The sequence below is a fragment of the Rhodococcus rhodochrous genome (assembly GCF_014854695.1).
In the GTDB taxonomy this organism is placed as follows: Bacteria; Actinomycetota; Actinomycetes; order Mycobacteriales; family Mycobacteriaceae; genus Rhodococcus.
On record NZ_CP027557.1, the window covers coordinates 5,356,210 to 5,375,286 of the forward strand.

Sequence of the window (19,077 nt, forward strand, 5' to 3'; positions counted from 1 at the left end):
GACGACTCGTATCAGCCTCGCGCCATGTCCACGAACCGCGACAGGTGCAGCTGGTGCGCAACGGTGATGGTCGCGGTCGGGCCGTTACGGTGCTTGCCGACGATGAGGTCGGCCTCGCCACCACGCGGGTCGTCGCGCTCGAACGCGTCGGGGCGGTGCAGCAGGATGACCATGTCGGCGTCCTGCTCGAGGCTGTTGTGCACCGCGATGCCGTCGGCGACGAAATTGTGTGTGCCGGGCACTGTTCCGTCGTAGACGTCCTGCTCGCCGAGACTCGTGACGGAGACGATCTCGTCCCAGAACACGTTGTTGGTGGCGACCATGTCGATGTCGGCCGTGTCGAGGACATCGGCAACCCGGGCGAGCCGCGAGCGTGCACCCTCGGTGTTCCGCGGGATGGCGGACGCGACCGGCCCGATCGGGGCGAGCTGTTCGACGGCGAGAAGTTCGCCGAGCTCGGCTTCGATCTCGGGGGTGACGGTGTCGGGGCTGTGCTTGACGAGCTTCGGTCCCAGTTGCGCCAGGACCCACTGCGCCGCGGTTCCGTGCTTGCCCACGTCGTGGAGGAAGACCGCCTGGTTCTCCGCTCCGGTGACCGTGAGGTCCCAGCTCTCGCCGGCATCGGTGATCCGCGCGAACACGCCGATACGCAGGAGCAGGCGCGCGAGGTCGTCGGCGAGACGACGATCCGCCGACCGGTAGCGGACGACGGCGCGGGCAGCGCCTGCATCCCATGCGACCTCACCGCTGTCTTCCCAGATGTGGCAGACGAGTTCGGCGACCTGTTCCTTGGGGAGCGAGAACGCGCGGGTGGGGATGAGTCGGCCGGCCACGGCAGTGTCCGCGAGAGCGGCCACCTCGTCGTCGGATGCGGGTATCACGTCGAGGGGTGCGGGCACCGCACGTGGCACTGCGACACGCTCACCGGCAACCAACTCGCCCAACGGCATCCAGCCGTCGATGGTGAGGAAGGGATGGTTCGCGGTGGCTTCGACACGACGCCCCGAGGCCAGCTCCAACCGGAAGACTTCCTTACGGCCGCTGGGGAAGACCTTCACCATCGGCCGGACGACCATCCGCATGCGTTCGTCGAGCGACCACACGAGGGGCTGTTCGCCCGACTCGAGCAGCTCGCCGAGCGTGACCTCGGCACCGGTGTCGGCGCGCATGATGCGCGTGGACGCCGGCAGGCAGCCCGACTCACGGAGGTCGGAGACCTGCGGCCGCTTGTCGGTGCGCTGCTCGGGACCACGGTTGAGCTGACACACCGCGACGACCGGAACCTCGAGTTCCTTCGCGAGAAGCTTGAGGCTACGCGAGAATTCGGAGACCTCCTGCTGACGCGACTCGACCTTCTTGCCGGACGACATGAGCTGCAGGTAGTCGATGACGATGAGACGGATGTCGTGTTTCTGCTTGAGCCGCCGCGCTTTTGCGCGGATCTCCATCATCGTGAGGTTCGGCGAGTCGTCGATGAACAACGGCGCCTCGCTGATCTCGCTCATGCGACGGGCGAGACGCGTCCAGTCGTCGTCGGTCATGCGTCCGGATCGCATGTCGCCGAGCTTGATCTTCGCCTCCGCGGACAGCAGACGCATGACGATCTCGGTCTTGCCCATCTCGAGAGAGAAGATGACCGAGGCCATGCCGTGCTTGATGGAGCACGACCGCATGAAGTCCATGCTCAGCGTGGAATTGTGCGTGGGCACCATCGCGCGACCCGCGAGGTACATGTGGTCGCCGTCGACCTCGACACACCGCACCGGGACCGAGGGAACCGGGCGGACGGCGACGATACGGCGCTCCCGCGACGCTGCGGCACGGCATTCCTTGTGCCGCACGGCCTTACTGGGCAGGACGAAGACATCGTCGTCGGCGAAGAAGGAGATCTCGGTGCCGTCGAGCACCGGTGCGTAACCGAGGCCCGACAGGAGTTCGGCGACGCCCTGCGCCAGACGCTCGGACGAGCCGACGAACCGGATGGTGCCGTCGTCGTCGATCTCTCCACCGGCGTCGAGCAGGCCCGCGAGGAGTTCGCGACGCTGCGGTTCGGATGCCCGCTGGTACTCGGCAGGGATGTGTGCGCCGAGCGCGACGAGGGCGCTCGTGAAACCACCTTCGCCGTCGATACGCATGTGCAGTTCGGGATCGGACGACGGGCCGCCCAGCCACGCACCGAGCGTGAAGGGGGAGACGGGCAGCTCGGCTGCCGGGAACGACAGTGCCTCGGTGTTCGCGACGGTGTGCCCGGCGTCGGCGGAGGCGGCGAGTTCGCCCGTGGTGCGGATCGCGCCGTCGCCGGTGCGCCACTGGTGCTGCTCGTCGGCGACGATCACGGTGCCGTCGGAGAACACGACGTCGAAGCACGGACGGCCGTGCATGACCTCGGTGGCGGCGAGGACGCGGGTGGGGCGGCCGTCGGCACCGAGGAGTTCGTCGCCCACACCGACCTCGCCCATCGTGGTCCAGCCGGTGGGGGTAGGCAGGGGAGTGTCGAGGGCGAGCGCCTTACCCACACCGGGACGCGCGGCGACGATGATCATCTGGCCGGCGTGCAACCCGTTGGTGAGCTCGTCGAGTTCGGCGAAGCCGGTGGGCACGCCGAGGGAGATACCGCCGCGGCTGGCGATGGAGTCGATCTCGTCCATCGTGGGCTGCAGGAGCTCTTCGAGCGGCACGAAGTCTTCGGTGGTGCGTCGTTCGGCGACCTCGAAGACCTCGGCCTGCGCGCGGTCGACGATCTCGGCGACGTCCTGGCCGTCGGCGCCGGCGTAGCCGTACTGGACGATGCGGGTGCCCGCCTCGACGAGACGGCGCAGGACGGCCTTCTCGGCGACGATCTCGGCGTAGTAGCCGGCGTTGGCCGCGGTGGGGACGGTCTGGGTGAGCGTGACGAGGTAGGCGGCTCCGCCGAGACGCTTGAGTTCGCCGCGCCGGTCGAGTTCGGCCGACACGGTGACCGGGTCGGCGGGTTCGCCGCGGCTGTAGAGATCGAGGATCGCGTCGTACACGGCCTGGTGGGCCGGGCGGTAGAAGTCGCCGGGCCTCAGCACTTCGAGGACGTCGGCGATGGCGTCCTTGCTCAGCAGCATGCCGCCGAGCACGGACTGCTCGGCTACGAGATCCTGAGGGGGCTGTCGACCGAAGTCTCCACTCGGTTCCTCGGGAGGTCCCGAATATTCGGGATTTCCACGATCGTCAACGACGGCCACTGCAGTGCCTGCCTTCCTCCACATGTCCCCGTCCGGCGCGCCGTGCTCCGGCGGATACCTGCACGCACTCCCGGTGTCGGTACCCGGGGTTTCGTGTCCGGTTCTACTCGCCCCTACCGACATCCTGTGTGTGGAGTCGTGCGCCCGACGTTAGGGATCGGGATGACCCTCCACAACTCGGGTTGTGCACACAGTTGGGGATGAATTGTGGAAAGAGGAGGACAGCCTTGTGCACCGGATGTGCACAACCTGGGGACAACACATCTCACATCTCCCATAACTGCAGGTAGGAGCGGAAAAACGCCTGTTCACACCTGTGGAGAAAAAGAATTTCGGCGTGTCGGAGGGCCGGGCGTGTTCACCCATTCGTTCCCCGAACGACATTCCGAGGAGTCACAACGGTGTGGTTTACCCCCCGGTTTATCCACAGGCTGTGCACAGACGACGAGGAGCCCCACGCCGACCAGGCGCGGGGCTCCTCGAGGGGCCGGAATCAGGCAGCCACGACGTTCAGCGTGAACTTCGCGGTGACATCCGGGTGCAGCTTCACGACGATCTGGTGCTTACCGGTCGCCTTGATGTGAGCCTTGGGCAGCTCGACGATGCGCTTGTCGACAACCGGGCCACCGGCAGCCTTGAGAGCACCGGCGACATCGGCAGCGGTGACCGAGCCGAACAGCTTGCCCGAGTCGCTCGAGGTCTTGACGCTCAGCGAGACGTCCTCGAGGCCCTCGATGGCGGCCTTGAGCTCCTGGGCGTGCTCGAGGCCACGCACGGCGCGAGCCTCCTGAGCACGGCGGATGCCCTCGACCTGCTTCTGGGCACCACGGGTGGCGACGATCGCCAGGCCGCGGGGCAGCAGGTAGTTGCGGCCGTAGCCGTCCTTGACCTCAACGGTGTCGCCAGGCGCACCGAGGTTGTCCACGTCAGCAGTAAGGATGAGCTTCATCGTGTCCCTCCCTTTCCTCAGCGAGTCGTCGAGACGTAAGGGAGCAGAGCCACCTCACGAGAGTTCTTGACAGCAACAGCGACGTCGCGCTGGTGCTGCACGCAGTTGCCGGTGACGCGGCGAGCGCGGATCTTGCCGCGATCGCTGACGTACTTGCGCAGCAGCGTCGTGTCCTTGTAATCGATCTGCACGTTCTTTTCCTTGCAGAAGGTGCAGACCTTCTTCTTCAAAACCTTCTCGCGCGCGGGCGACTTAGGCATGGTCGTTCTCCGTAATTTTGGATGTTCCGATCGAGGTCGGATCAGAACGGAGGCTCGTCGTCCCCGGAACCACCGAAGGAGCCCGACTGCGGGGCGTCGCCCCACGGGTCGTCTCCGCCGACGTTCGTGTTCTGAGCGGGACGGCCACCGCCCGATCCACCGGAGGAACCACCGAAGCCTCCGCCACCGCGACCGGCCTTGGTGACCTTGGCCGTGGCGTAACGGAGCGAGGGGCCGATCTCGTCGACCTCGAGCTCCACGACAGTGCGCTTCTCACCTTCACGCGTCTCGTAGCTGCGCTGCTTGAGCCGGCCCTGCACGATCACACGCGAGCCGCGAGTCAAGCTCTCGGCCACGTTCTCCGCTGCCTCACGCCAGATGTTGCAGCGCAGGAACAGAGCCTCGCCGTCCTTCCATTCGTTGGACTGACGGTCGAACACGCGGGGCGTGGATGCAACGGTGAAGTTCGCAACCGCAGCACCCGCGGGGGTGAAACGCAGTTCGGGGTCGGCGGTCAGATTGCCGACCACGGTGATGACGGTGTCGCCTGCCATGTGGTTCCTCCTGCAGTGTGGGGAGTCCTGATGCGCCAGAGCCTACGGCCCGGCGCCGACAGGCTCACTTGCCGTGGCGCAGAACCTTGGTGCGGAGCACCGACTCGTTCAGGCCGAGCTGGCGATCCAGCTCTGCAACGGCAGCAGGCGTCGCGCTGATGTCGATCACCGCGTAGATGCCTTCGCTGTTCTTGGCGATCTCGTAGGCGAGACGGCGCTTACCCCACACGTCGACCTTGTCGACCTTGCCGCCTTCCTGGCGAATGACGTTGAGGAACGTCTCCAGCGAGGGAGCGACGGTGCGCTCGTCCAGGCTGGGGTCCAGGATGATCATCAATTCGTAATGACGCATAAGACCTCATCACCTCCTATGGACTGTGAACGGTCACGGACGTTCCGTGACAGGAGGGTCGTTGCGTCAGCAACCCATGAAGGGTACACGACGGCCCGGCGACCAGCGAAATCGCCGACCGTCGCGGGCAGGGGTTTTGTCCTAGGGTGAGGACATGCGCACGAGCTCCGGGACCGTCTCGCTCGTCGCCGTCCTGACGTGCGCGGTGATGATGTGGTTCGGCTACCTGAACAAGGCCCGGTGCGCCGGCCCCACCTTCGACGCCGAGGGCCGCACGCTGCGGTTCGAGGACATCAAGGACGCGGACGTCTGTTATTCCGACATCCAGCAGTTGTGGATCGGCCGCGGCATCAACCTCCACCTCTTCCCCTTCGTCGACGGGGGCATCACCTCGTCGGGAGCGCTGACCGGGGGCACCGTCGAATATCCCGTGCTCAGCGGGGTGCTCATGTGGATCGGGGCGATCGGTGCCCACACCGATGCGGAGTTCCTCCTGCAGTCGGCGTGGTTGCTCGCCCCCTTCGGACTGATCACCGCGTGGTTGCTCGCCCGGATGGCGGGGTGGGCAGCGCTGACGTGGTCGCTCACGCCGCCGCTCGTGCTCTACGCCTTCCTCAACTGGGACCTGCCGGTCGTGGCGGTCACCGTCGCCGCCGTCGCGGTGCTGACGATCGAACGCTGGTCGCTGCGGACTCGCGGAGTGGTCGCGGCCGTGCTGCTGGGCGTGGGCTTCTGTCTCAAGCTCTATCCGGGCATCTTCGTGCTGCCGCTCATCGCCTACGTCCTCACCGGCGGGAGCTCACCCGACCGGAAGCGGGACGTCCCCGGCGCCCTCGCCGTCGCGGGCACGGCGGCAGCGACGGTCGCCGCGATCAACCTGCCCTTCGCGATCCTCGGCTACGAGGGCTGGCGGGCGTCGTTCGCCTTCCAGCAGAACCGGGAAGCGGACGGGACCAGCAACTCCATCTGGTACTGGGGTCTGCGGCCGTTGATGGGCGGCTACCAGGAATACGAGAACACTCCCCAGTACAACGAGCTGGTGGCCCAGTTGTCGCCGACGCTGGTCGCGCTGTCGTTCGCGCTCGCCCTGTGGCTCGGATGGCGCCGATACCTCCGCGACGGCGTCTATCCGTGGCTCGGGACCGGGGCCGCGATGCTGTGCGGCTTCATGCTCTTCCACAAGGTGCACTCACCGCAGTACACGCTGTGGCTGCTGCCACTGCTGATCCTGCTGCGCGTGCCGTGGGGTCTCGTCGCCGCTTATCTCCTCGCCGACCTCGCCATCGGCATCGGCATCTTCCGGTGGTTCGCCGCGACCGCCGGCGAAACGGACATGGCCCTGCCGCTCACGCTCGTCCACATCGGAGTGTGGGGACGCGCGGTCCTGCTGGTCGTGCTGTTCTTCGTCTTCCTGCGCGTCGCGCCCCGAACTCCGTGGCAGCAGACGGAACGAACGGACTACGCTCGCCGTCCGACGACGACCGGGAGAACGTGATGAACGACAGTTGGACGGAACATCCCCTCCTCGAGGGTCCCCGTATCCGGCTCGAGCCCCTCACCGACGCGTACGCCGAAGGGTTGCTGGAAGCCGCCGACGATCCCGACACGATTTTCGCCTGGGCGCACCTCGTGATCCGCGACCTCGACGACGCGCGCACCTTCGTGCGCGAGGCGGTGGCCGATCCGTCCCGGTTGCCCTACGCGATCGTCGACAGGACGACCGGTGAGGTGCTGGGATCGACGTCCTACTACCTGCTCGAACCGGCCCACCGCACATTGGTGATCGGGTACACCTGGTTGTCGACGCGAGTGCAGCGCACCCACGTGAACAGCGAGTCGAAACTGCTTCTGCTGCAGCGCGCATTCGACGACCTCGGGGCCGTGCGCGTGACGTGGCACGCCGACGAACGCAACACCCGTTCGCGCGACGCTCTGCGCCGGCTCGGCGCCACCGAGGAGGGTCTGCTCCGCAAGCACCGCAGGCGCCGTGACGGCAGCTGGCGGACCACCGCCCTGTTCTCCCTCACGGACGACGAATGGCCCGGGGTGCGCGCCCGGCTCGAGGAGCGCACGGTGCGATGAGGACGAGGCGCGCGCTCGCAGCCCCCATGGCGATCGTCGTGGGTGCGGTCGCGGTGTGCGCAGCGGTGGCGTGGGCCGACCCGACCACGCCGGGTGGGGTCATCCCGCCGTGCCCCACCTATTCACTGTTCGGAATCCTGTGTCCCGGTTGCGGTTCGTCACGGATGTTGTACTCACTCGTCCATCTCGACGTACCGGCAGCGTTGCACTACAACGCCCTCGGTCTCGTCGCGCTGGCCGTGCTCACCGCGGTCTTCGGTCTGTGGACGTGGGGCCGGGTGCGGGGCACACCGATGCCGCGATGGACGCGATACCGGTGGACCCCGCACCTCGTGCTGGCCCTGACGGCGGTGTGGTTCGTCGTGCGCAACATCCCGGTCGCGCCGTTCACCGCCCTACGGATCTGACCGTCAGAGGATCGGGCAGTTGACCAGGTAGTCCCAGTCCGTCCCGGGATCACCGGTCACTCGGACGAGAACCGAGGTCGCGCTCCCGGCCGGCACGTTCACCACTGCCGATCCGGTGCCTTCGTTGATGCTGTCACCGATACGACCGGTGTCGTAGATCTGGGAACCCCCGTAGAACACCTGGATCCGGTCGGGAACGTCGTAGGTCTCCCAGTCGAGCAGGAACGACGTGGGACCGCTGCGACCCAACTCGTGGTAGGTGCTGGTGACACCTTCCCCTCCCGACTGCCGCGACTGGTTGCACTGCTGTGTCGTCGGCAGCGACGATCCGTTCTCCAGGATCACGCTGCCCAGATCGATCGCACGGGCCCCCAGATCCATCACGCTGCCGGGCAGTTCGGACACACTGCCGGGCAGATCGGCGACACTGCCCGGCAGATCGTTGCTGCCGGCGCTGCCGGTGGGAGCGGCCGAAGCGGCAACGGGCGCACCGAATGCGACCGCCGCCACCGTGACCGCCGTCAGAACCGCGCGCAGACCCGACCTGCGAATACGAGACATGCTTCCTCCGATGATCGATGCGTTGAATCCCCCATGAGGGACGTTCCCACACCGCGCGGCCTGGGCGTATCCTGCAATCGGATGAATCCGGCTCGGTCGGAACATCTTCCGTCCCTTCCGATTCACGCCGTGTCGCCGCACGGCGGCCGGAAGGGAACACCCGGCAGATGCCGTTCCCATTCGTCCTCGGTCACCGGAGTGCCGACGGTGGAACACAGTGTCGCCTCGACGGTCTCGGGGTCGAGTTGCCACAGCCGCACGGAACGGTCCGGACCGCCTCCGACGAGCACCGCTCCGTTGTGCGCGAAGGTGGCGTCGTAGACCCGGCTTCCGTAGGCGGCGAGCACCGCGTGGGTGGTGGGGGAGTCCGGCCGGGTGACGTCCCAGATCCACGCCGACCCGTCGCCGACGCCGGCCGCGAGACGATTCCCGTCGGGGGAGAAGTGCAGCGAATACACCGCGTCCGCAGGCCCGGTGATCCGCGCCAGTTCGCGCGGGGCGGCAGGGTCCGCGACATCCCACAGGCGCACACTGCGGTCGGCGCTCGCGGCGGCGAGGACCGTTCCATCGCCACCGAACGCGACCGTCTGCGCCTGACTCTCGAACCCGGAGAGTTCGGAGATCCGCGTCGGGTCGGCGGGATCGGAGAGATCCCACAGTTCGACGAGGCCACCGGCGCTCGCCGCGGCCACGATGTCGGCAGTGGGATGCCACGACAGCATGTACGGATAGTCGTCGGCCTCGAAGGTGCCGACAACGCGCGGAGCAACCGGATCGGAGGCGTCGACGATCGCGACCTTCGCGTCCTCCGTCGCCGTTACCGCCACGACGGGTCGGTCGGGAGCGAACTCGACCACTCCGACGACGCCCGCGACGACGCCCTCGGCGGTCCCGGCGAACTGCGGCGCCGCGGGGTCCGTCAGATCCCACAGGTGCACGGATCCGCCGGATGTTCCCGCTGCAGCGAGTGATCCGGTCTTCGACAGCGCTGCGGCACCACTGAACCGGTCCTCGACGGGCGGACTCAGGGACGGTTGTTCCGCCGCCGCACCGGGATCGGCGATGTTCCACAGCGGCAGGGCATTCGACCGTCCCTGACCGAAGAGGACGAGGGTGCCGTCCGCATCGACGGGAGTGACGTAGACGGCTTCGTCCGCGGGCAGGACCGGGCCGGGCACCGGCCACCATCCCACCGAACCGTCCAGTGCCGCGGTGAGCACTGCGCGACCCTCGTCGGTGAAGACGACCGAGGTCACGGGATTCGAACCGGGCAGTGTCGTGGTCGATTCGGCGGCGTCGGGAGTCGTTCCGTCCGCCCAGATGCGGACGGTGTTGTCGGAGCTGCCCGCGACCAGGCGACGACCGTCCGGAGCGAACGCGACGGTGTTGACATAGCTGGTGAATCCTTCGAGGGTGGCCAGGGGCACGGGTACCGCGGGATCGGCCATGTCCCAACGCAGTACGTGGCGGCCGGTGGTGCCGGCCGCGACCGTGCGACCGTCGGGCGAGAACGCCACCGACAGAAGATGTTCGGTGCCGCCGTCCGGCGGTGTCTCGAACACCGGTCGGGTGCCGGCGTCCTGCGTTTGCGCGTCCCACACCCGCAGCGACATCTGCCTGCCGGCCACGACGAGCCATCGGTTGTCGGGCGAGAAGGCCGGGTACACAGCACCTTCGGCCGGATGGTCGAGTGAGGGCAGTTCTCTCACCTCGTCGGCATTCGTGTTCCATCGCAGCACTGTGCCGGAGCCCGTCCCTGCCACGAGTTGCCTTCCGTCCGGCGAGAATTCGAGGGAATATGCCGTGTGGTCGGAGTTCGCGAGCACCGCCCGCTGCTGCGGCGAGGTGCGATCGCGGATGTCCCAGAGCCAGATTCCGCCCTGCCCGCCCACCGCGACGGAGTCACCGTCCGGCGACACGGCGAGCGCATAGAGTTCGCCGGCGCCGTCCCCCGCACCGAATTCCGCGGTCGGGGTGATCGACGGTCCGGTCTCACCCACCGCCCACAACCGCACCGTGCCGTCGGATGCGGCACTGACCACAGTGCTCCCGTCGGGTGTGCTGCGTGCCTGGAGGGGGCCTGCCGGTCCCGTCAGACGCACGGGGGTACGCACACCGGTGGTGTCCAACAGCGCCGAGCGCGCTTCCACGGTGTCGGCGACGCGGTAGCCGGCCAGCGCGAACTGGGCGGCAAGGGCGGGTTCGGTGGCCGACAACTGCGACGAGACGGTCGCGATCTGGCGCGACATCGCGTCGTCGCGTGCGCGCTGGGCGTCGGCGCGTTCGGTGCGCGCGCTGATTCCGGCTGTGGTGGCGACGACCACCAGTACGAGGGCGATCACCGCCGTCACGGTGAGGGCGCCGACGAGCCGCCGGAGCATCCTGGTCCGGCGGCGCTCCGTCTCGACTTCGGCGTCCCGGTGCGCGAGGCTCCGGGCGAGGAACTCCCGTTCGGTGTCGTTGAGCGCGTCGGCGTTGTCGTCGACGCGACTCCAGTCGTCGTGGAGGACGAGCCGGCCACCGCCGAGCAGGGTGGTGTCGTCGCGGTCGCTGTCCTCCCACACCTGCGCGGCGCGGGTGAGTTCGCGATGGACCGCGAGGCCCGCCCGGTCGGCGTCGATCCATCCGCGCAGCCGGTCCCACGCGATGAGGAGGACTTCGTGGCTCAGCTGGACGGAATCCTCGTCGACCGTCAGGAGCCGGGCGTCGGCGAAACGGTCGACGATCTCGTCCACGGCGTCGACGTCCCCGAACGCCAGTTCGCTGCGGGGAGTGCGTCGTCGTGTCTGGGTGTCGTCGTCGACGTTGACGAGACGCAGGAACACCCGGCGCGTGAGTCGCTGCTGTTCGGGGGTCAATTCCGAGTACAACTCCTCGGCGGTCTGCTGGACCGCGCCGGAGATACCGCCGACCGCGGTGTAATCGGCGACGGTGAGCGTCCGGCGCTCGGCCCGCTGCCACAGCCGCAGCAACGCGTGGGACAGCAAGGGGAGTGTGCCGGGCTCGTCCTTCGTCCGCGACGCGCGGGGAGAGAGATCGGTCAACAGCACCTTCACCAGCTCCGGTGGAACGGTCACCCCCGCCTTGGCCGCCGGTTGCACGATGACGGATTCGAGTTCGGCAGCCGACATGGGACCGACGACGACGGGCCCGGACTCCAGGATCGGTACGAGGTGCGGTTCCCGAGCGGCGAGCCCGTAGAAGTCGGCCCGGAGCCCGAGGACGACGACGATGTCGTCGGACGGCTGCGCGAGGTGTTCGAGAAAGTCGTGGCGGTCTTCTTCCTCCCCGGAGGTCCACAATTCCTCGAACTGGTCGACGACGAGAACGGTCGGGTGATCGACGTCGAGAATGCCGGCGAGTTTGTCCGGTCCTGCCGACGCGGGGGTCAGGACGACAGGTTTCCAGTCGCGGAGATCGGTCTCGTCGGAACCGACGGCGGCCGCGACACCGGCCCGCAGCAGAGACGACTTGCCCGCACCGGAGGGACCGACGACGAGGATCACCCTCGGACCCTGCCCGGCGACCGCGGCGCGGATCCGGCGGAGAACGTCCTCGGTGATGTCGTCGCGGCCGAAGAACCACTCGGCGTCCTCCGCCTCGAAAGAGGACAGACCGCGATAGGGGATCGGGCCGGTGTCCCGGCGCTTGGTCCGTGCCTGCCGGGCGCGACGCGCAGCCGCGATCCAGGTGTCCGCCTCGATCTCGTCGGCGACCCCGCACGCCGCGAGCACCGCGCGGAAGGCGGGCTCGCTGGCGCGGGTCGGCAGGTGCTGTCCGGAGAACCATCCGGCGACCGTGCCGTGCAATGCGCCGGACGCGTCGACGACATCGCGGATCGACAGTCCTGCTCGGGTTCGCAAGGCGGTCAGGGCCCGGCCGAACTCGGCCCGGGAGGTGATGGAGGTCGGATCGGCCGCCTCCACGGTTGTTTCCGTCATCTACGGTTCCCTCGGGAAGAATCTGCGTTTCCGCAGGTCAACGATGTATGGCTGTACGGATTTCGTACGGGATCACGCGCGGGCGTAGGTCTTCGCACCGACGGCGACGAGGATTCGAGGTGGCGCATTCGCGCCGGCTCCCCAGACTCTTCGTCAGCCGAGAGGCGGTTCGCCGTGAACGCTCAGCACCGTTCGTCCTCGTTCCACGACACGCGTGTCGGCGGCCTCGTGCGGCCTCTGCTCAGCGCCCGCGAGAAGGAAGTTCTGCTCACCTGGCTGGCAGCGGACTCGAAGACCGAAGCGGCGAGGCGGCTGTTCATCTCGGTGGGCACGCTGAACACTCATCTGCAGCGGATCCGCCTCAAGTACGCGGCAGCCGGACGAGATGCCTCGACGAAGGCGAGTCTGCTGGCACGCGCGCTCCAGGACGGTCTGACGACGCTGGACGAATGGTGACACCGCACGAAGGTGACGCCGCGCGCACGGTGACGCGCCGGCGCGCGTGAGGTCAGGGATCGTCGGAAGTGCAGGGCACGGCGAACCTCCAAGGCGCGGTCGACAGGTCCCCGACAGTCCCGTAGCAACGAAGTTGACGAATCGGATATTAGCGACAAAACGCCCGAAGATGCGGGGTTCGTCCATTTACCCGTCGATGTGGACTCCGTCCACGCAGGTTCAGGCCGCGCGCAGGGAACTCAGCGCCGCGTGCTGCTCGATACCGACCCGCCCCGGCGCCACGGCGAGAGCCACCGCGGTCTGCCGCGAGTCGAGGCCCACGATGGTGCGCAGGATGAGAATCTCCTGCTGGAGTCGGGTCAGCGGGAAGGCCCGCGGGCTCGCGAACTCGGCATCGGCCGCGTCGGCGACCAGCGTGTAGGCCAACCGCAGGAAAGGCCGGTCGGCTCCGGACGGCGCGGTGAGCTCGGCGAGAATGGCACGGCAGGCGGCCAGGGCGAGACGATCGGCGTCGGCGAAGGTACCTCCGGCGGCTTTCGCACGGGCCCGGAAGTAGGCGATCACGAGCGGATGCAGGTCGCGCAGGAGCCGTGGGATCGCGGTGGCGTCGCCGGCCGCGACCGTCCACGCCAACTCACACGTCGTGAACTGTGATGCGGTGACATCCGTCCCCGCTCCGAATCCCCGTCCGCCGCTCGCCATTCTCCCCCCTCGTGCTCGTTCCCGAGCCTAGGGGGCCGACGAAGTCTCCGACATCCATCGTTCGGATGATTCTTCTCTCGTGACCCGATGGTGAGCAGGTCGCAACCTGGCGGGCAGCCATCGCGGCGGACGGTCGGGAGCCTGGTCGAGCACACCACCGACGGGATCGTCGACGAAGCCGTACCGCACGGGATCCCGCACCGGACGCCGGATCTGCCACAGCACGACCGCGCACAGTGCCACGACGGCGACATCGCGCAGGAAGACCGTGGCGGTGAACCACTGCTCCGGCAGCCCCTTCCGATCGGGACCGAGGTAGTAGTACATGCGCGGAACCCACACCAGCGCATCGATCGTCATCCAGGCGACCAGCGCGCGCCGGTGGGGCACGGCCAGCACGGCGAGCGGCACGAGCCACAGCGAATACTGCGGACTCCACACCTTGTTCGTGAGCAGGAAGGCCGCAACGAGGAGGAAACACAGCTGCGCGAGGCGGGGGCGGCGCGGCGCGGTGAGCCCGATCCACCCGATCGCGGCGCAGGCCGCGGCGAACAACACGAGCGAGACCCCGTTGAAGGTCGAGGCCGACCAGGCCGGCCAGCCCACGAACGAGTGCAGCACGTTGTAGATCGAATCCGGATCCGCTCCGCGATCGGAGTTGAGCCGGAAGAACTCCGCCCATCCGCGCGGGTACAGCACCATGATCGGCAGATTCACGACCAGCCATGCCGCGGCGGCCGCTCCCGCGGTGCGGGCGAACGACCGCAGGTGGCCGGTCCGCAGGCACAGCACCAGCAGCGGACCGAGCAACAGCAAGGGATACAACTTCGTCGCGGCACCGAGGCCGAGCAGGACACCGGCGAGAACCGGTCGACGACGTGCCCACGCCAGCAGGCCACCGGCGGCGAAGGCCGTGGCCAGGGCATCGAAGTTCGTGAAGGCGTGCACCACGACCAGCGGTGACGCCGCGACGAGTGCAGCGTCCCAGATCCTGCGACCCGCCGACATCGCGGTGGCCCACACCGTGACGAGCCAGGCGAGCGCGAGACCGAGTGCGACGACGGCGAAATAGATCGCGACCTGCAGCGCATCGGGGAGCCACGGTGTGGCGTCCCACGCCTTCGCGATGCGCATCGAGCCGTACTGGTAGAGCCCCGCGAGCACCGGATACTCCATGTACCGGGTCTGCATCTGCCCGTCGGGGCCGGGTTCCTCCCACGACGTCCGGTACGGGAAGGCGCCCTCGGCGAGCCGTTCGGCACCGTAGAGCGGAACGATGTCGGAATAACACATCGCCACGTACTGCCGGTTGCCGCTCCAGTCCAGGCCGAGCGCGCCATCGGGACCGACGGGTCCCTGCTGGACACAGGCCGCCTTCGTGAACCAGCCGAAGGCGAGGAAGACGACCGCGAGCAGCAACATCGCCCGCAGGGGAGTGAAGAAGCGGGTGCGCCCGAGCACGGCGTGCCGGCCCACCGGACCGCCGATGACGGCGGTCAGGCGCGACACCGTCGGGTCGGTACGCCCGGGGGTGTCGCGCCAGTCCAGGGAACGACGATCCTCGGCCGGTGGTGCAGCGGACACCACAGGCCGGGCGTCGGATCCCCGGTCGTCGCTCACGCGGCGAGGCTACCCGGCCGGAGCGTATTCGAACGCGTCCTGGGGGCTACCGCCCTGCGCGCCCTGGAATCCGCCTCCCTGCGCGCCCGGGATCGCGGGGCTCTCGAGTCCCGGGATGCGGTTCTGCGGAGGCGATCCACCCTCGTCGGAGTCGTCGCCGGTACCACCGCCGCCGGTTCCGCCGCCGGTGTCCTCGCTCTCCTCCTGCTGACCGCCGGTGCCGGGACGGGAGGGCGCGTTCTGGGTGGTCGTCTGCGGGGCGACACCCGGAACGGGAATCGTGACGCCGGGGAAGATCTCCACGTTCTGCGTGGTGATCTCCGGAACCTCCGGAAGACTCGGCACGACACGCGAGGTGGTGGTCTGCTCACGGGTGGCCGGAGCCGTCGTCGACGCGGTCCACGCCGGCACGCCGGAGACACCGGCGATCGGTTCCGGCTTCGGGAACGACTCGACCTCGGTGCCCTCGAGAGCGCCGTCCATCGTGTCCTTCCAGATGTCCGACGGGATACCCGAGCCGTAGATCATGCCGCCCCAGCTGTTCTCGAGGGGCAGGCCCTCCTCGGTGCCGACCCACACAGCGGTCGACAACGACGGGGTGTAACCGACCATCCACGCGTCCTTGTTGGAGCCGGTGTCGCCGAGCTGAGCGGTACCGGTCTTCGACGCGGACGGACGGCCACCGGCCAGGGCGTGGCCGTTCGAGTACGCGGCGATCGGGGTCATCGCGGAAGTGGTGTTGTCGGCCACCGCCGCGTCGACGACCTGCTCACCGGCAGGGGTGCCACGGTCGAGGAGCACCTCGCCGTCGGACGTCACGACCTTCTGCACGAAATACGGCTCGTGATAACGGCCGGACGCCGCGAGCGTGGCGTACGCCGACGCCATGTCGAGCACGCGCGACTGGTACTGGCCCAGCACGATGCCGTAGTTGGGGCCGATGCCGCCCGGCTCGGTGAGCGTCTCACCGATGCCCGGCAGCTCCTTCGCGACACCCAGCTTGTGCGCCATGTCGGCGATGGCCTGCGGGCCGTTGTCCATCTCGAGCATCATCCGGTAGAAGCTCGTGTTCAACGACCGCTTGAGCGCTTCTGCGATGGTGCACTGCCCGCACGACTCACCCTCGACGTTACCGATCTTGATGCCGTTGACCGTCAGCGGACCGCTGTCGTAGGTCTGCGACAACGGCACGCCCTGGTCGAGGTTGGCGGCCAGGCCGAACACCTTGAACGACGAACCCGTCTGCAAACCGGACTGGGCGAAGTCGTAACCGACACCGCTCTCACCGCCGTAGTAGGCGCGGATCGCCCCGGACCGGGGATCGACCGACACCACCGCGGTACGCAACTCCTCGGGTTCGCCCTCGAGATTGCTCTGCGCCGCCTCGACCGCCGACTGCTGGGCCTGGGGGTCGATCGTCGTGGTGATCTGGAGACCGGCTGTGTTGAGAAGGTTCTCGTCGATGCCCTCGCGGGACAGCTCGGCGAGCACCTGGTTCTTGATCAGACCTTCGGGGCCGGACGACTGGTCGCCGTTGTCGAGCTCAGCAATCGGCACGTAGGCCGGGTACTTCATACCCGACCGTTCGGCGGCATCGAGCGTGCCCGCGGAGACCATGCCGTCGAGCACGTAGTTCCAGCGCGCCTCCGCACCCTCGGGGTTCTGCTCGGGATCGAGCAGCGACGGCAACTGGATCGACGACGCGAGCACGGCGCCCTCCTCGACGGTGAGCTCACCGACGGGCTTGCCGAAATACGCGTTCGACGCCGCGGCGATGCCGTAGGCACCACGACCGAAGTAGATGGTGTTGAGGTAGGCCGCGAGGATGTCGTCCTTGGCCCACTGGTTCGCCATCTTCGTCGACAGCACCAGCTCCTTGAGCTTTCGCGTCAACGTCCGCTCGGAACCGACGACGGCGACCTTCACGTACTGCTGGGTGATGGTCGAACCACCACCGGCGCTGTCGCGGCCGAGCACGTTGTCGCGGGCGGCACGCGCGAAGCCGGTGACCGAGAAGCCGGGATTGCTGTAGAAGTCGCGGTCCTCGGCGGCGAGCACGGCATTGCGGACGTGCACGGGGATCGCGTCGAGTTCGACCTCGGTGCGGTTGCCCTCCGGCGGGATCACCTTCGTGATGACACCCTGGCCGTCGGAGTTGAAGATGGTCGCGGCCTGGTTCGTCTGCAGCTCACCGGGGCGCGGCACGTCCTGGACGATGTACGCCAGCATGAACATGAGGATCGGGACGAGGATGCCGGCGGCGACCACGCCGTAACCGATCCGGCGGATCGTGCGCCAGCGGTTGTTCTTGCCGTCGCCCTTTCCACCCCCGGCGCCGCCACCCGAACCGCCACCGGGCGGAACGGTGGGAGGTCCGCCTGCGGGCGGGCCGCCGGCGACGCGTGTCGTGGGTGCATCGTTCGCAGCACTCGCACCTACTGCAGCACCCGCTGCAGCGCTCGCACCCATCGCAGCGGAGACCCGCTGCGTCGGCGCGTCCGCTCCGGGACGCTGTGCACCTGGCGCGTCCGCTCCGGGACGCTGTGCACCTGGCGCGTCCGCTCCGGGACGCTGCGCAGCCGCGTCCGCTCCGGAACGCATGGCGACGGTCGGATCGGCCTGCGGCGTGCGCTGGACGGGAGGCACCGCGCCGGGCGGCAACGTGCCGGGACGCGGCGGCATCGGCTGGTTGGGATTGCGCGGCTGGTTCGCGCCCGGGGCGGGCACCGGTCCGCGCGGCGGGTACGGCTGTCCCGGCCGGCCCTGCTGGGGGGCCGGTCCCTGCCCCTGACCGGGAGCCGGGGGACGTTGTCCCTGGACGGGACCCTGAGGGCGCTGCCCCTGGCCGGGGGCTCGAGGACGTTGCCCCTGCCCGGGGGCTTGAGGATGCTGCCCCTGACCGGGAGCCTGGGGCGGGTACGGCGGCCGGCCGCCGGGGCGCGGCGGTTGCTGACCTGCGGGACCACCGGGCTGTCCGCCCGGTCGGCCCGGCTGTCCCTGAACACCCGGCTGACCCTGTGCTCCCGGCTGACCCTGTGCTCCCGGCTGACCCTGCGGGCGCGGTTGCGGCGGCAACGGACGACCCTGCACCGGTCCCTGGACAGGGCGCTGCTGTCCCGGACCGGGCTGTCCCTGACCGGCACCGGCAGGAGGACCGGGACGTTGCTGCCCGGGCTGCGGTCCTGCGGGACCGCTGCGCTGGGGCGGGACGGCCTTGTTGTCCTCGGGTTCGTTGTCGGGGGAACTCACGTACTCATCTCCAACTGTTCTCGCGACGCATCACGCCGCGGCCTCGACACTGCTCCACGAAGAGCCGATCGGCGATGCCGGCGGACGGCAGCCGATCGACGATGTGCGCAGCGGACGACGCGACGATCAGGTCGTGCGGGTCGGACCCAGGAGCGAACTCCACGAGAAAGCGTACGGGCACGTTGCCGGTACCCCTTCACTCGCTGGCGGTACGACGGCTCGATCCCGTCGACCGGCGACGCGGGCTCTTGGGGGCGGGTTGCGATCCCAGGACGTACGACTGCACCAGGTGATTCCAGCTGCAGGTACGGCACACCTCGACCACGTGAACCGAGAATTCCTCCTGGCTGGCGGCCAGACGCACCAACTCTTCGGGGGTGCGCGCCGACCCGGACACCGGACCGAGTTTGTCGCCGAAGACCCACGAGACGAGGGTCAACTGCTCCTTACGGCAGATGGGGCACATCACATCGCTGCCCCGTCCGTGAAACTTCGCCGCCCGCAGCAGATAGGGGCTCGCGTCGCAGACCTCGCTGACTCCGCGTCGCCCCGAGTAGACCTCGGCGAGCAGCGAGCGCCGCTGCAACGCGTAGTCCACCACCTGCCGCTGAATTCGCACGGCTTCCAGAGTACGTGCGGGCGATGCGGCGATGGGCGAGGAGTGGCCCACCGGACATCGAAGACGGGTGGTCGTGGCGGCACCGATGCATTTCCGATCGGGTCCGGAGACGG

At 68.4% G+C, this 19,077-nt stretch carries 16 protein-coding genes; 4 read left to right on the forward strand and 12 right to left on the reverse strand.

Going from position 1 to position 19,077, the window contains the following annotated elements; translation table 11 throughout:
- Positions 1-11 precede the first annotated feature (11 nt).
- From dnaB to rpsF, 5 genes are all read right to left on the reverse strand, one after another.
- Positions 12-3,212 (reverse strand): replicative DNA helicase, encoded by a 3,201-nt coding sequence (dnaB, locus tag C6Y44_RS24510; protein ID WP_174246963.1) that lies wholly within the window; start codon positions 3,210-3,212, stop codon positions 12-14.
- A 493-nt stretch (positions 3,213-3,705) separates the two neighbouring features.
- Positions 3,706-4,161 (reverse strand): 50S ribosomal protein L9, encoded by a 456-nt coding sequence (gene rplI, locus C6Y44_RS24515; RefSeq protein ID WP_026061132.1) that lies wholly within the window; start codon positions 4,159-4,161, stop codon positions 3,706-3,708.
- 17 nt (positions 4,162-4,178) lie between these two features.
- Positions 4,179-4,421: a 30S ribosomal protein S18 gene (gene rpsR, locus C6Y44_RS24520; protein ID WP_006550800.1), complete on the reverse strand. Its 243-nt coding sequence runs from the start codon at positions 4,419-4,421 to the stop codon at positions 4,179-4,181.
- Positions 4,422-4,462: 41 nt separating this feature from the next.
- Positions 4,463-4,975, reverse strand: a complete 513-nt coding sequence (locus C6Y44_RS24525) for a single-stranded DNA-binding protein (protein WP_138845153.1) — start codon at positions 4,973-4,975, stop codon at positions 4,463-4,465.
- A gap of 64 nt (positions 4,976-5,039) precedes the next feature.
- Complete coding sequence (rpsF, locus tag C6Y44_RS24530; protein ID WP_006550802.1) at positions 5,040-5,327, reverse strand: 30S ribosomal protein S6; 288 nt, start codon at positions 5,325-5,327, stop codon at positions 5,040-5,042.
- Between the two features lie 154 nt (positions 5,328-5,481).
- On the opposite strand from rpsF, the gene C6Y44_RS24535 reads away from it, so the two are divergent.
- Genes C6Y44_RS24535 through C6Y44_RS24545 form a run of 3 tightly spaced genes read left to right on the forward strand, consistent with a single transcriptional unit; the run spans position 5,482 to position 7,816 of the window.
- Complete coding sequence (locus C6Y44_RS24535; protein WP_159417163.1) at positions 5,482-6,822, forward strand: glycosyltransferase 87 family protein; 1,341 nt, start codon at positions 5,482-5,484, stop codon at positions 6,820-6,822.
- Entirely contained in the window at positions 6,822-7,409 is a 588-nt protein-coding gene (locus tag C6Y44_RS24540; protein WP_159417162.1) for a GNAT family N-acetyltransferase, read from the forward strand. Before C6Y44_RS24535 ends, C6Y44_RS24540 begins: the two co-directional genes overlap by 1 nt.
- A gap of 26 nt (positions 7,410-7,435) precedes the next feature.
- The gene (locus C6Y44_RS24545; RefSeq protein ID WP_159419087.1) at positions 7,436-7,816 is read left to right on the forward strand and encodes a DUF2752 domain-containing protein; all 381 of its coding nucleotides are present in this window, start codon (positions 7,436-7,438) and stop codon (positions 7,814-7,816) included.
- 3 nt (positions 7,817-7,819) lie between these two features.
- Here C6Y44_RS24545 and C6Y44_RS24550 read toward each other — a convergent pair whose 3' ends face one another.
- The gene (locus tag C6Y44_RS24550; protein ID WP_159417161.1) at positions 7,820-8,377 is read right to left on the reverse strand and encodes a hypothetical protein; all 558 of its coding nucleotides are present in this window, start codon (positions 8,375-8,377) and stop codon (positions 7,820-7,822) included.
- Between the two features lie 122 nt (positions 8,378-8,499).
- Positions 8,500-12,318, reverse strand: coding sequence for an nSTAND1 domain-containing NTPase (locus tag C6Y44_RS24555; RefSeq protein WP_225623677.1), 3,819 nt, complete (start codon positions 12,316-12,318; stop codon positions 8,500-8,502).
- Positions 12,319-12,492: 174 nt separating this feature from the next.
- On the opposite strand from C6Y44_RS24555, the gene C6Y44_RS24560 reads away from it, so the two are divergent.
- Positions 12,493-12,774 (forward strand): response regulator transcription factor, encoded by a 282-nt coding sequence (locus C6Y44_RS24560; RefSeq protein WP_159417160.1) that lies wholly within the window; start codon positions 12,493-12,495, stop codon positions 12,772-12,774.
- 219 nt (positions 12,775-12,993) lie between these two features.
- On the opposite strand, the gene C6Y44_RS24565 is transcribed toward C6Y44_RS24560, so the two are convergent.
- The 5 genes from C6Y44_RS24565 to C6Y44_RS24585 form a co-directional block, all read right to left on the reverse strand.
- Positions 12,994-13,476, reverse strand: coding sequence for an RNA polymerase subunit sigma-24 (locus C6Y44_RS24565; RefSeq protein WP_159417159.1), 483 nt, complete (start codon positions 13,474-13,476; stop codon positions 12,994-12,996).
- A gap of 27 nt (positions 13,477-13,503) precedes the next feature.
- Positions 13,504-15,096 carry a glycosyltransferase family 87 protein gene (locus C6Y44_RS24570; protein WP_159417158.1) on the reverse strand — a complete coding sequence of 531 codons (1,593 nt, stop codon included), beginning with the start codon at positions 15,094-15,096 and terminating at the stop codon, positions 13,504-13,506.
- A 9-nt stretch (positions 15,097-15,105) separates the two neighbouring features.
- On the reverse strand, positions 15,106-17,778 hold the full coding sequence (locus C6Y44_RS24575; protein ID WP_159417157.1) for a transglycosylase domain-containing protein: 2,673 nt from the start codon (positions 17,776-17,778) through the stop codon (positions 15,106-15,108).
- A gap of 571 nt (positions 17,779-18,349) precedes the next feature.
- A complete protein-coding gene (locus tag C6Y44_RS24580) occupies positions 18,350-18,526 on the reverse strand; it encodes a hypothetical protein (RefSeq protein ID WP_159417156.1) in 177 nt (58 codons plus the stop codon).
- 15 nt (positions 18,527-18,541) lie between these two features.
- On the reverse strand, positions 18,542-18,964 hold the full coding sequence (locus C6Y44_RS24585) for a DUF5318 domain-containing protein (protein ID WP_172414849.1): 423 nt from the start codon (positions 18,962-18,964) through the stop codon (positions 18,542-18,544).
- Positions 18,965-19,077 lie beyond the last annotated feature (113 nt).